This window comes from Enterococcus termitis (genome assembly GCF_001730305.1).
Lineage (GTDB): Bacteria > Bacillota > Bacilli > Lactobacillales > Enterococcaceae > Enterococcus_L > Enterococcus_L termitis.
Map to the genome: position 1 here is coordinate 19493 of NZ_MIJY01000010.1, position 13753 is coordinate 33245.

The window sequence follows — 13753 nt, forward strand, 5'->3', positions numbered from 1 at the left end:
TCGTTAACTAGTTATCGGCTTTTAAACCTTACTTGTCGTTTTTCGGTGCCAGCGTTAAGAACATGCTGCGTCCGTCCATTTTCGCTTTTTGTTCAACTGTAGCAATATCTGCAGTTTCTTCCGCTAAGCGATCAAGAACTTTCTGACCAATCTCTTTATGGGTAATGGCACGGCCTTTGAATCGGATCGAAGCTTTCACTTTGTCCCCTTTTTCCAAGAACTTACGTGCATTACGAAGTTTTGTGTTAAAGTCGTTGACATCAATCGTAGGACTTAAACGAACTTCTTTTACGTTGATCACTTTTTGTTTCTTACGAGCTTCACGCTCTTTCTTCTGCGTTTCAAAACGGAATTTTCCATAATCCATAATTCGCGCAACAGGAGGTTTCGCAGTAGGTGCTACTAGAACTAAATCCAAATTGGCAGTTTCTGCTATTTGTAAAGCTTCCACTTTTGTTTTAACACCTAATTGTTCACCGTCTTGTCCGATCAAACGTAACTCGCGTGCACGAATGCCGTCGTTCACCATCATATCCTTTGCTATGGTCATTCACCTCCAAAATTTTTAAGAGAAAATAATAGCTGAAACGTTATCGTTCCTTTTATGTCCTTGTTGTAAAAACAACAATAAAAAACAGGCTCTGTATACAGATCCCGCGATTTTTCGGACTCATATCTTTTGATATAAGGAATCCTCTTATCTAGCCCAGTGACAGTGTCAGCTAAGGCGAGAAGCGGGTGCTTCTGCTTTCATTTCTCAACTCTAATAGTATATGCTATCTTCTGCTGATTGTCAACAACATTTCAAAAAAAAGTAGAGAATGAACAGAAACATCCATATTTGTCCTTTCATTTCTCTACATTCATTATTTCTATGCGTTTTTAAGCAACTCTTCGATTTTAACTAAAACACCGTTTTCGTCGTTCGATAAAATGATTTCCTTTGCAGCTACTTTGACTTCTGGTTGTGCATTACTCATCGCAAAGCTATGCCCTGCGTGTTTTAACATTTCTATATCATTTCCACTGTCACCAAAGGCGGCAATTTCATGATTTTTGATTCCCCATAACTCTTGCAGCTGCATCAATCCATACGCTTTATGGATTCCTGGAATGATCAAATCAACATCTTCATGACCACTAGAAACAGGGGTTACCTTATCACCTACTACTTCACGTAATTGCTGCAGCACCTCTTGCACCTTTTCAGGAGGAAAGCTTAGAGCAAATTTAAACAGGGTGTCTTCTGTTACTTCCAACAAATCTGGAACTTTTTTTAAGCGATGATAATATTGGTTGCCATATTCAACAAATTCATCTGGCTCCTGCTCGTTAACATAGGCACTCTTTTTCCCACAAAGAATCGTATGTGCGCCTTCGACATCTGCCAAAATTGTGAGCACTTCTTTCACACTAGCTGGATCAAGCTCACCACAAAAAATTTCGTTTCCTTCACTAACAACATACGCACCATTTTCTGACACAAAAGATAGCTCATCAGCAATGGTTGGGAAAAAAGACTTTAATTGATAATACTGGTTGCCGCTCGCTACAACGAACCGAACATTTTGCTCACACATTTTCTTATATAAATGGTTGAATTTTTCTCGATCATAATCTTTCTCACTATTCAAAAAAGTGCCATCCATATCTACTGCAATCATTTTTACTGTCATTGTACCCTTCCTTTCATTGTAATAATCCAAAATGGTATAATCCCCAACAGATCCCGCCGTCAACATGTGATTTTGTGATAAAGTCAGCTTGCTGTTTAACATTCACTGAAGCGTTCTCCATGGCAATCGCTGTCTGTACAGCTTCGAACATTCCTAAATCATTGTTTCCATCCCCAAAAGCATAGCTGGGTATCCCTTCCAGCTGCAACGTGTTAATGACTTGTTGAATACCCGTTTTTTTCGATTGACCTTTTAATACGACCGCTAATGAATAAGGACTATCTCTAAAAAAGGTCAGTGTGTTTGCGAATTTTTCTTGATAAATTGCATCTTTTTCTTTGTCCTCTGAAAAAAGATAGCCCATGTAAAGGTCGTTTTTAGTATGGAAGTCTTGGGAAATTTTCGGCAGCGGAGCATTATCCAGACGATATAACTTTTCCATGCTCGCTGTTTTATAGCAGGCTGCGTATTCTTTGTCTGTGTAAAAGGCTAAAGAGTGATTGAATGAAGCCGATACATCAATCAATTGCTCAACTAGCGCCATCGGAAAAATGTGCTTTGAGACAACTTTCTTTTCAACAACATTGTATTGCCCGTTAAGACTGACATAAGAATCAATCATCGTACCACGTGTTAGCGTATGGATTTCCTTTGGAGAACGTCCACTGGCAATAATGGGTAAGACGTTTCTTTGTTTTAAGGCAATGATCGCCTGCTTGTTTTCTGTCGAAATGTTTGACTCTGCATCTAGCAATGTACCATCTAAATCAAAAAATACAAGCGCTTTCCATTTTTTCATGTTTTCCCTCTTTTTAAACTCATCTTATTTATTATTGTACTACACTTTTATAATCCATTGAAAAAAACTTTATTACACTTATTCAAGATTTTCATCGTAAATAAGCACAATAAAGTTCTACCTTTTATTTTTCATCAACTAATAATTAGTGAACTATTTCTATTTAATAGAAATTTCCTAGAAAAAGACAAATGATCGAATCAACGCTATATCTATCTTATATACCCTAGGCTAACCCTGTAGTCCCTACAGTTCTTTGCTATTTTTAGCTGCTTAATCCTTTATTCAGCACTTGAATGCTAGCAGCTGTTTCAGGATCACACTGCCCCTTTTGTTTGTCGATATCCTGAATGAATAAGTTGCTTCGCTTGTTATTATCTGAATGTTCAGAACATTCATTGCACATAGAAACCTTGATTAGTCGTTTATTATACCATGTAGCTTTATATTCTAATTTTGAAACGAACATAGCCCATGAGACATCTGAAATACCACAATGCAGTTTACTATTTCTATAAATATCTGACTGCTGGATATCTTCTATACAAATCACATCGTATTTTTGAACGATTTCTGTTGTAATCTTATTTAGAAAATCCGTCCGTTGGTTCATTAGTTTTTCCCGCATCTTAGCTACTTTCAGCTTTTGCTTTTGATAGTTCTTTTGCTGGGATAATTCTACTCCTTTTAATTTGGCAATTTCCTTACGCCTTGTCAGCTTTCTTTCTTCCCTTGCGATCCGCTGTTTGAAGGCTTTGGTGTATTTATCATTATCGATACGTCTACCATTTGACAATACCGCAAATTCAGAAGTACCTAATGTGATTCCAATAGCTGAATAAGTTTTAGCTACCGATGGAACTTCTTCCTCACAAAGGATCGAAATGAAATACTTATGACTAGGTGTTAGCGAAATTGTTGCTGACTTTATTTTCCCTTTTAACGGACGATGCATTTTTACTTTCACTACGGACTTTAGCTTAGGTACTTTTACATACTTGTCATCAATGATTTTGATCGTGCCATTCTGATTGTTCGTTGTATAAGAAGAAACAGAATCTTTTTTTTGTTTTAATTTAGGAAAACCCACCGATTTTTCTCGATGAAATTTTTTAAATGCTCGATCCAGATAAACCTGTGCATTTGCTAAAGCCAAACTATCAACTTCCTTTAAAAAAGGATGCTCTTTTTTATAATGAGCAGGCGTCGGTAATTTGACGGTCAGACTTGGATTTTCTTTAAGTGCTTTATAAAGAGAAATCCGATCCTGCAACAACAAATTATACACAAAGCGTACACAAGAAAAAGTCTTTTTAATAAACTCCTCCTGAGCTAAAGTAGGATAAAGCCGATACTTATAAGCCTTTAAAACCTTCATGATTATACCACCCTACCAATAAAAAGCTGATTGAGCTGTTTAGCATCGATTAAAAATAGGAAAACTAGAAAATGGTGTTCTTTGCCATATTCTAGTTTTATCTTTTTTACGAGATGCTGGCTCAAGAAGCTAGATTCAATAAAAAGCTGATTGAACCAACCAACTTTGAGTAAGTTAGGAAATGACTGAAAAGATGCTCTTTATCTTTACAGTTATTTGTCTACTTACCGAAAAAGTTGCCTCAAGAAGCTAATCTATAAAAAGCTAATTCTATCTCAACTTTTTAAAAAATCCTAGCTAAGAAAAGTTTTTTCTTAGCTAGTCTTTCAGTTACCGAACGACTATTCTTGATTCGCTCTGGCTTTTTTTTCTTCAATTTTTTTACGGTAAACATCCACTTCGTCTTCAGAACAATATACGTAATGTTCAGGAGTGATTTCTCTTAGCTTACGTTCTTTGTTGTCTTCTGGTTGTGGTTTATAGACAATACGCTTACGAGTACGTTCATAATCTGGATCTGGTAACGGAATCGCTGATAGTAAACTTTCAGTATACGGATGTACACCGAAGTTATACACATCATCACTTGAACCCATTTCCAATAATCTACCGCTATGCATCACACCGATTCGGTCACTGATATGTTTTACCATAGATAAATCGTGAGCGATAAACAGATATGTCAACCCTGCATCTTTTTGAAGATCCTGCAATAAGTTAACTACCTGTGCTTGAATAGATACATCCAAAGCTGAGATTGGCTCATCACAAATAATGAAACGAGGATCTACAGCAAGTGCTCGAGCAATCCCGATACGTTGACGTTGACCACCTGAAAACTCATGCGGATAACGTGTTCCGTGACTCGGATCTAGTCCAACCACTTTTAAAAGTTCATTGACTTTTTGTTCCCGTTCAGCAGGTGAGCTAGCTAAGTGATTGATGTCGATTCCTTCAGCAATAATGTCATTGACTTTCATTCTTGGGTTCAATGATGCATAAGGATCCTGGAAGATCATTTGAACTTCGCGGCGGAATTCCTGCATCGCTGATTTAGAACGAATTTTACTAATATCTTCTCCATCAAAAATAATTTCGCCATCTGTTGGATTATACAAGCGAATCACACTGCGGCCAGTCGTTGATTTTCCACTACCGGATTCTCCTACTAAACCAAATGTTTCGCCTTCATAAATATGAAAGCTAATATCATCAACCGCTCGAACTTCATCTGGACGACCAACGTTAAAATATTGTTTTAATCCTTTGACATCTAAAAGTACTTTTCTATTTTCACTCATTCGTTAACGCCTCCTGTTGCTGTCTTATGGCGTTCAGCGTAAATCGCCCAACGTCTAACAATTTCTGCTGGAGGTGTGATTTTTGGTGCTTGCGGCGCCAACAACCATGTCGCAGCTTTATGAGTTGGTGATACTTCAAAATATGGCGGAGCTTCTTCTGCGTCGATTTTCATTGCAAATTCATTACGCGGATAAAAAGCATCTCCTTTTGGCGGATCCAACAAATCAGGCGGTGAACCAGGAATAGCATATAGCTTGTCTTCCGTTCCTTCCATTGTCGGCATTGAACCAAGCAAGCCCCATGTATATGGATGTTGAGGATTATAGAAAATTTCTTCTGATGTCCCAACTTCTACAAGACGGCCGCCGTACATTACAGCCACACGATCAGCAACGTTTGCTACAACACCTAGATCATGCGTGATAAAAATGATCGATGTGCTGATTTTTTGTTGCAAGTCTTTTAATAGTTCTAAAATTTGAGCTTGAATCGTTACGTCTAAAGCGGTTGTCGGTTCATCTGCAATCAGAACCTCTGGATAACAAATCAAAGCAATCGCAATAACGATCCGTTGACGTTGTCCGCCAGAAAATTGGTGCGGATAATTCTTCAAACGTTTTTCAGCATTGGGAATGCCTACTAATTTTAGTAATTCCAATGCTTGTTCCAAGCCTTCTTTTTTAGACACTTTGTTGTGCTTGATTAATGATTCAGCAACTTGTTTGCCAATCGGCATCGTGGGATCCAATGAAGTCATTGGATCTTGGAAAATCATTGCGATTTCTTTTCCACGAATGGTTTGCATTTGTTTTTCTGTTTTGTGTACGATATCTTCACCTTTAAAAAGGATTTGTCCATTGTCAATATTCGCATTGCTGCTTAATAGACGCATAATACTTCTAGTCGTTACAGACTTACCACTACCAGATTCTCCTACGATTGCAAGTGTTTCACCTTTGAACAATTCAAAGCTAACACCACGAATAGCATTCACTTTTCCAGCAAACGTATCAAAAGAAATCTGTAGATCTTTTACTTCTAATACTTTTTCCATAGTCATTCACTCTACTCTTTCATCTTAGGATCGAAGGCATCACGTAGTCCATCAGCTAGTAAGTTGAAACAAATCATTACGACTGATAGCGTTACGGCAGGAATCCACATTAAATATGGAAGGAAACGGAATGTTTTATATCCTTCATTTAACAAAGTTCCCAATGAAGCGGTCGGAGGTCTTAATCCTAACCCAATGAAACTTAGAAACGCTTCGAAGAAAATAGCCGATGGGATACTGAACATCATTTGAACGATGATCACGCTGGAAATATTCGGCAAAATATGTTTGATGGCGATTTTCAGACGAGACTCACCTAATGTTTGAGCTGCTAACACGAATTCTTGATCTTTTAACTTCAAGGTTTGTGCCCGAACAATTCTGGCCATTGAAATCCAGTTGGTAATAACCATCGCTAAAACGATTGATAAAATACCTGGATCGAAAACTGTCAGCATCAAGATCATAACAACTAAGTTGGGAATTCCAGAAAGAACTTCCAAAATACGCTGCATCACTGTATCAACACGTCCGCCTAGTAACCCTGAAATCAAACCGTACGTCACACCGATCGTAATATCAAGTAACGCAGCGATAAAGGCAATCAATAATGAGATACGTGTTCCCATGAATAAACGGCTTAATACATCACGGCCTAATCCGTCTGTTCCTAGATAAAAGTTTACATTATCCGGAACGTTTGCCTGTGCATATTTATCAACCACTTTTCCGGCAACAGTAGCTGTTCCATTAAAGCCATTGATGCTGTCTAAAATAGGAATACGTGGTGGTAAATTGATATAAGCAACATTTTGCTGTGTTGGATCGTGCGGAGAGACCCAAATTGTAATAATTGAAATAAAGATAATGATTCCTAAAAAGATCAAGGAAACAACAGCGGCTTTATTCTTTTTCAAACGACGCCAAGAATCTTGCAGGAAGCTTAAGGACGGTGTTGCAATTCGTTCCCGTTCCTTTGTCGTTGATGTATCTAACGGCTGGAATTCACCAGCAGGGATTTCTTTGATTTTATCAGGTACGTTGTTTAAATCAACTGTTTGCATTAGCCACGGTCACCTCCTGAAACACGAATTCTTGGATCAATCAATCCGTAAAGTAAATCGACGATCAAAATAACAAAGACTAACAAAGCAGAATACAAGATCGTTACTGCCATGATCGTTGGATAATCATTGGTCATGATTGATTTTACAAACTGTTCCCCAATTCCCGGGATAGCGAAAATATTCTCAACAACTAAAGAGCCTGTCATCAAACCGACTGCTAAAGGTCCTAATAATGTGATCAAAGGAATCAAACTGTTTCTAAGTCCGTGTCTTACAGCAACTTGCCAACGGCTTAAGCCTTTAGCACGCGCCAACTCTACATAATCACTATGTAAAACTTCAACCATTTCCGTTCGGATAAACCTGGCGGAATCGGCCATTGGACTCATAGCAAGTGCGATGGTTGGAAGAATCGTATAAGCAAATCCATTCCACATTGCAATCGGTAAAACTTTCAATTTCATAGCAAACACATATTGTAATAGTACGGCAAAGACGAAGTTAGGAATCGAACGTCCTAAGATTGCCATAAGTGTTGCTAGTGTATCAACCCAAGTATTTTGGCGCATTGCAGCGATGATCCCAAGAAGGATACCTACCAATGTACCGAAAATAATCGCTTGTCCACCTAATTGGACGGACGGTCCGATACGACCTGCTAGAAGTTTTGCTACTGGTTGGTTTTTAAATTGGAATGAAATACCAAAATCGCCAACTAGCAGATTTTTTAAATAGATTCCATATTGAACGATTACCGGTTTGTCTAAACCAGATTGCTTATTCAACATAGCAATTGTTTCTGGACTAAGTTTTTCTTGGTTGGTATAAGGAGTACCTGGTAATAATTGCATCAAGAAAAACGTAATCGTAGCGATCAGCCACAATGTGATGATCATAAAGAAGACCCGTTTAAGAAAATATTTTCCAAAACTGTTCAAGAATGACACCTCCGAGATTATTTTGACTTCATCAGCTTTTTTCGATAAAGTAGGGATAGAAAATTTAGATAAGGATGAGCACATGAATAAAATAAAATGGCCTCTCATTACTTCAGCGGTCTCCAGCATCGGTATTATTACTTACCTATTTGTAAAGCAAACAGTTACTATCCGTTCTATATCAGATACCTTCTTCATCGTTTCTTTATTCTTTTTGATTATCGGTTTGGCCCTTTGGGTCATGTCCTCAGGCTTTTTTGATAATTTCCAACGTTTTATGAAAATGCACTTTCGCTTTAAAAAGAAAAATGAACCGAAAGAATTCATCCCGTTTTCAGAGATAGGTAAAGCTCATCAGCTTTACTGGCTTGAAACAGGAGGTATCTTACTGATTGTCTCTATTGTTTCTTTATTATTTTACTTTTTATAGTCAAAGATAGCAAGAGTGAGGAAAATAAATTTCCTCAATGCTAGCTCCTTTGCTTTGAAATCAAGCTTCTGCATTGATACAGACTGAACTTCATTAAAACAAGTGGAGATTCACGAAAATTTCAAGAACAAGCGACAAAGAACAGCCATGCTCGCGCAAAGAGTATTCGCACGAGCAATCTACAGCTGTTAACTTAAGTCTCAGTGTTTCTTGTCACTTTTCGTGAATCTCTTCTTATTACAATCGGAGGCAGGTTTTGCCTACCTCCACGTTTTCACTAAATTTACTTCGAACATTTTTCAGAATTATTCTGCGATGTATGTCCATTTGTAATCATATTGTGCACCTGCTGGGTGGAAGCCAACATCTTTGACTTTTTCAGCACGTAAGTGAGCTTCAGCTTTTTGGTAAAGCGGAATTACACCCATGTCGCCCATGATTGTTTTCTCTGCGTTAACCATGTCATCCCAACGTTTTTCTGGATCATTGGCATTAGTTGTTGCAGCAGATTTAACTAATTTATCGTATTCTTCATTGCTGTAGTGTCCACGGTTGTATGGTACACCTGTTTGGAATAGATCTAAGAAACTACTTGGATCTACATAGTCAGCGCCCCAACCGCCGATAACGGCTTTAAAGTCACCTTTGTTTGAACGATCTAGACGAACAGAGAATGGTACTGGACTAACTGTTACTTTCACACCATCAAGTGCTTCTTGGATTGCCCCTTGTACATATTCAACTGTTTTCTTAGAAGAATCCGCGTCAGAAGATAAGATATCCATTTCTAATGAATCGATCTTCAATTCTTTCTTCGCTTTTTCCCAATATTCTTTGGCTTTATCTTTATCGTATTCGATCTTATCAGCAGCAGCTGCTGTAAAGTCTTCTTTTCCATCAGGATCTTTTGACATATCTGCTGGAACTAATCCTTTAGGCTCTACTGAACCATCACCTAAGATGTTTTCAACCAATGATTTACGGTCGATTGAATAAGAGATCGCTTTTCTTAGGTTTTCGTTTCTGTATGGTGAATCTTCATCGATTTGATTTAATTCCATGTATTGTGTTGATGCTTCTTTTTGGATGACAAGAGCTGGATCATTGGCAGCTTGCTGTGCTAGCTCACCAGTTAATTGAACATCATCAGCTTGTCCGTCTTGGAATAAGTTATAAGAAGTTGGTGCTTCTTTAACAACGTTTACTTGTACTTCATCCAATTTCACAGTGTCTGCATCCCAGTAATCTTTGTTTTTCTTATAAGACCATTTAGTGTCAGTACCTGGTCCGTCAAAACCATCTAAAACAAATGGGCCATTGTATACAGCATTGTCGCTGTTTGCAGCGTATTCTTTGCCATATTTTTCCACAACATCTTTTCTTTGTGGGAAGAATGAAGGGAATGCTAATAGATAATCAAAGTAAGGTGTTGCTTTTTCCAATGTGATTTCTAACTCGTAATCACCAACTGCTTTGATTCCTAGTTCATCCTTATCTTTTTTACCTGCAGCGATATCCGCACCATTTTTTACAGATTCATACAAGTAAGCATATTCTGAAGCTGTTGCTGGATCAACTGTCCGTTGCCATCCATAAACGTAGTCTTCTGCTTTTACGGGTTGGCCATCTGACCATTTAGATTTTTCGTTTAATTTAACTTTATAAGTAATACCATCATCACTTACTTCTGCTTCTTCAGACGCACCAGCTGGTTCTGGTTTATTATCCAAATTCAAACGATAGATCCCTTCATACACATTGTTTAAAGCTGTAAAGCTGATAACATCTGTAGCTACAGATAAGTCAGCACTTGGCATTTCTTGTAGTTCATTCACACGGAAAATTTGCTCTCCGCTTGGTGTACCGCTAGCATCTTTTGAACTTCCTGAATCGTCAGTACTTCCACCGTTGCCACACGCGGCAAGTGATAAACTAAATAAAGTGATGAATCCAAAAGCAAATGACTTCTTTAACTTCATTCTTATTTCCTCCCTCAAAAACCCTAAAGTATTTTCTGAAAAATCAGAATTTAATAATTATTTATTGCATCTGAGGTATAGTTTACAATTTTTAAATTAAAAAATCAAGAAAAATCTTATTTTATCTTAATGCTGACATCATCAAATTATATTTACGTTAGAAGAATAATCTTAGAAATAATGTCAAAAAGCAATTGTTTTCCTATTAAAAAGTATGTTAGATTAATAAGGAGGACTTGTTTTTCAGCCTGTTCGTTGAAATAATAGTCTTAAGAGTATAGGAGGAATTAGATGGAGAGTTCATCTTTTTTTAAAGAATTATTGGTATTTAATAAACCACAAAAGGCGCCTTTTCGCTTAGTAGGTGCAGGTATTTGTATGGCCGTTCCTTTGTTTATCGGCTACTTTTCAAACAATTTATTGATCGGCAGCTTTGGATCTTTGGGAATTTTTACATTTCTTTATTACCAAACACTGCCTTTAAAGAATTTATTGATTCGTTTAAGTTCTGTAGGTGGTTTCTTGCTTTTGGGAAATTTGCTGGGGATGCTAAGTACACATATTCCTTGGTCGATTCCAATCACGATAGCGCTGATTGCTTTTTTGGCTAGAATCATTTTTAGATTATATGGGATTGCTAAGCCGGGGGCTTTTTTTATTGTCATGGTTACTGCGATGGGGACTGGAACAAAGATTCCTATAGAACGTGTTCCAATCATGATGAGTTATGTTTTACTTGGTGTTGTTACCTCTTTAGTCGTAGCATCCATTCTTTATTTTGTTGAAGGAGCTGTTGAACCTAAAACAATCGAAAAGAAGATTTCTTTACAAGAGCGTTTATATACGGATCCTGGTGCCCTTTTAGATGCTTTACATTATGCGGCAATTTTATTTTTAGCAACGTACATCAGCCAATCTTTACAATTAACAAATGCTTACTGGATGATTGTATCGTGTGCTGCGGTATTGCAGGGAGATAATTTACGCGCGATCATGCATCGAAATGTTCAACGTATCTTTGGTACAATGGTAGGCTTATTGATTGCTGCTTTATTATTAAGCATTTCCTTTACCACGCTTCAATCGATCGTATTGATTTGTATTTTCTTTTTGACAGTGGAATTCTTTATCAAACGAAATTATGCGATCGCTAATTTCTTTACTACACCAATGTCATTGCTGCTGGCAAATCTAGCTCGTCATCAATATTTGATAAGCTTGCTGAATTATCGTTTGATCGGAATCGTTTTAGGCAGCCTCTTAGGTCTTTTAGGTGCCTATGTGTTAACAACTTGCTTAAGATTCTATAATCGCGCCTATCAGTTAGAGGAAAATTTAGATAAAGAGACAGAATGATTTTGTTCTAGTCTTTAATAGTGGAGGTTCAGTCTATGAAAATAAAGAAACCCGCAGTACCTGTGCTGCCGCAATTAGTACAAACGGATTTCATCTCATTAGAGGATGAAACGATCATTGAAGGTTTAGCATTGAAAGAGCAAGACCTTAGCTATCAAGATGTTCGAAATTTGGTTTTTAGAGAATGCCATTTTAATAAGCTAACGATGAACCGTAATCGTCTGGAGCGTTTTGAATGCAGCAATGTGATCTTTGAGCATTGTGATTTTTCTAATAGTGAGTGGATCGGTGCCAGCTTTCATCAGGTTCATTTTCGTCAATGCAAATTGACTGGAACAAATTTTGCTGAAAGTTATTTACGTGATTGTACATTTGAAGATTGTTTAGCAGATTATGCTTCGTTTAGCGCAACCAATCAAAAAGTCGTTCATTTTAATCAGTCTAGTTTGAATGATACTGAGTTTGTGGAAGTTGTCTGGAATAATCTTTTGTTTGAAGAATGCTCTTTGACTGGCAGTAACTGGTTTCATACAATGCTGAAAGAACTGGATTTAAGAAAAAGCACGTTTGAAAAAATTGCGTTCTCTCAAGAATTGATCCGAGGTTTAAAGGTTACCACAGAACAAGCTGTGATCATTGCCGCAGGTTTAGGCTTGAGCATAGAGTAAAAAAATGAGGGTGTGTCGAATCGACACATCCTCATTTTTTATTTAAGCATTTTCTGATGCTTGAAAATAATCTGTTAACCCTTCAACCAATGCATCAGCGACTGTTTGCTGATACTCACTGGTATTAAATATTGCTAGATCGTCATCTGAATTCATATATCCAAGTTCAAGTAACAACGCTGGCTGCGTATTTTCTCGCAAGACTTGGAAATTTCCATATTCGATACCGCGATTTTGCAAAGGCAGATTCTCTATTAAAGCGTCGTTGACCGTCTCCGCCAGCTCTGCATAAGCTTCATAATAGTAATATGTTGTAGTACCTGTTGCTTCATTCATATTTTCAGAAGAATCATAATGTAAGCTAATAAAAATATCGGCATCATTTTCTTGGCTGATTGTACAGATTTCAGCTAAATTCTCGGTCACATCACTATCTCTAGTCAAAATCACTGTACTGCCCTTTTCTTCTAATGCTTCCTTGATTACTTCCGCTGTTTCCAAAGTCACTTCTTTTTCATAGATCCAACCATCATTACTGACTGCACCAGTATCATCTCCTCCATGCCCAGGATTCAAAACAATCGTTGTTCCTTCTAAAGAATCTGGTCTAACCTGTGTGGTTCGTGTAATTAACTGGCTGTCATTTTTTGATACATAGCCTTCATCTCCATCATTCGTTTTCACTTGATACCATTGATCCTTCGTTGCAATGAGTTCCAGTAATTCTCCGCGATTGATTTCAGCGATCTTTGCACTTTCTGCTGAAGCTTTACTATATAATAATGTATCTTCTGCACCTACTTTGACTAGTTCTTCAAGTGAATTTTCGTCTTCTTCAAGTGAAACGGCTAAAGCTTCCACTGAATGATCTTCTATCGGTTCCTCATGCAGTGCTAGTTGTTTTGTTCTTTTTACATGACCTACTCCGAGCAAAATAGCGACTATGAATAGACTAAAAATTACGCTTTTTTTCATCTTTTCTCTCTCCTACTTGTTACGTTCTCTACAACATAGTAAATCTGGAAACTTAAACTATCCTTAAACGAATGAGCTTCATTTTACAGACTTCTTAATTTTTTGCTTAAAATAAGTTAAAAAATTTTACT

13 protein-coding genes are annotated in these 13753 nt (G+C 37.4%); 3 read left to right on the forward strand and 10 right to left on the reverse strand.

Translation table 11 applies throughout. The features are described 5' to 3' along the window. Positions 1-28 precede the first annotated feature (28 nt). From infC to opp1B, 8 genes are all read right to left on the reverse strand, one after another. Entirely contained in the window at positions 29-550 is a 522-nt protein-coding gene (infC, locus tag BCR25_RS06980) for a translation initiation factor IF-3 (RefSeq protein ID WP_069662904.1), read from the reverse strand. A gap of 322 nt (positions 551-872) precedes the next feature. Next, entirely contained in the window at positions 873-1676 is an 804-nt protein-coding gene (locus tag BCR25_RS06985) for a Cof-type HAD-IIB family hydrolase (protein ID WP_069662905.1), read from the reverse strand. A 13-nt stretch (positions 1677-1689) separates the two neighbouring features. Next, positions 1690-2475 (reverse strand): Cof-type HAD-IIB family hydrolase, encoded by a 786-nt coding sequence (locus tag BCR25_RS06990; RefSeq protein WP_069662906.1) that lies wholly within the window; start codon positions 2473-2475, stop codon positions 1690-1692. A 265-nt stretch (positions 2476-2740) separates the two neighbouring features. Continuing rightward, a complete protein-coding gene (locus tag BCR25_RS06995; RefSeq protein WP_069662907.1) occupies positions 2741-3853 on the reverse strand; it encodes an RNA-guided endonuclease TnpB family protein in 1113 nt (370 codons plus the stop codon). A 341-nt stretch (positions 3854-4194) separates the two neighbouring features. Continuing rightward, positions 4195-5154, reverse strand: a complete 960-nt coding sequence (locus tag BCR25_RS07000; RefSeq protein ID WP_069662908.1) for an ABC transporter ATP-binding protein — start codon at positions 5152-5154, stop codon at positions 4195-4197. After that, entirely contained in the window at positions 5151-6215 is a 1065-nt protein-coding gene (opp1D, locus tag BCR25_RS07005; RefSeq protein WP_139124545.1) for an oligopeptide ABC transporter ATP-binding protein Opp1D, read from the reverse strand. Before opp1D ends, BCR25_RS07000 begins: the two co-directional genes overlap by 4 nt. Before the next feature lie 5 nt (positions 6216-6220). Next, the gene (gene opp3C, locus BCR25_RS07010) at positions 6221-7273 is read right to left on the reverse strand and encodes an oligopeptide ABC transporter permease (RefSeq protein WP_069662909.1); all 1053 of its coding nucleotides are present in this window, start codon (positions 7271-7273) and stop codon (positions 6221-6223) included. After that, positions 7273-8214: an oligopeptide ABC transporter permease Opp1B gene (gene opp1B / locus BCR25_RS07015; RefSeq protein WP_069662936.1), complete on the reverse strand. Its 942-nt coding sequence runs from the start codon at positions 8212-8214 to the stop codon at positions 7273-7275. Before opp1B ends, opp3C begins: the two co-directional genes overlap by 1 nt. 82 nt (positions 8215-8296) lie before the next feature. On the opposite strand from opp1B, the gene BCR25_RS07020 reads away from it, so the two are divergent. Further along, positions 8297-8644 carry a DUF3899 domain-containing protein gene (locus BCR25_RS07020; protein WP_069662910.1) on the forward strand — a complete coding sequence of 116 codons (348 nt, stop codon included), beginning with the start codon at positions 8297-8299 and terminating at the stop codon, positions 8642-8644. 305 nt (positions 8645-8949) lie between these two features. On the opposite strand, the gene BCR25_RS07025 is transcribed toward BCR25_RS07020, so the two are convergent. Beyond that, positions 8950-10623 carry a peptide ABC transporter substrate-binding protein gene (locus tag BCR25_RS07025; RefSeq protein ID WP_069662911.1) on the reverse strand — a complete coding sequence of 558 codons (1674 nt, stop codon included), beginning with the start codon at positions 10621-10623 and terminating at the stop codon, positions 8950-8952. 291 nt (positions 10624-10914) lie between these two features. Here BCR25_RS07025 and BCR25_RS07030 point away from each other — a divergent pair, with 291 nt between their 5' ends. Both BCR25_RS07030 and BCR25_RS07035 read left to right on the forward strand, forming a co-directional pair. Next, the gene (locus BCR25_RS07030) at positions 10915-11979 is read left to right on the forward strand and encodes an FUSC family protein (RefSeq protein WP_069662912.1); all 1065 of its coding nucleotides are present in this window, start codon (positions 10915-10917) and stop codon (positions 11977-11979) included. A gap of 35 nt (positions 11980-12014) precedes the next feature. Further along, positions 12015-12647, forward strand: coding sequence for a pentapeptide repeat-containing protein (locus tag BCR25_RS07035; protein ID WP_069662913.1), 633 nt, complete (start codon positions 12015-12017; stop codon positions 12645-12647). A 42-nt stretch (positions 12648-12689) separates the two neighbouring features. Here BCR25_RS07035 and BCR25_RS07040 read toward each other — a convergent pair whose 3' ends face one another. Next, positions 12690-13622 (reverse strand): N-acetylmuramoyl-L-alanine amidase, encoded by a 933-nt coding sequence (locus BCR25_RS07040; RefSeq protein WP_069662914.1) that lies wholly within the window; start codon positions 13620-13622, stop codon positions 12690-12692. Between the last annotated feature and the right edge of the window lie 131 nt (positions 13623-13753).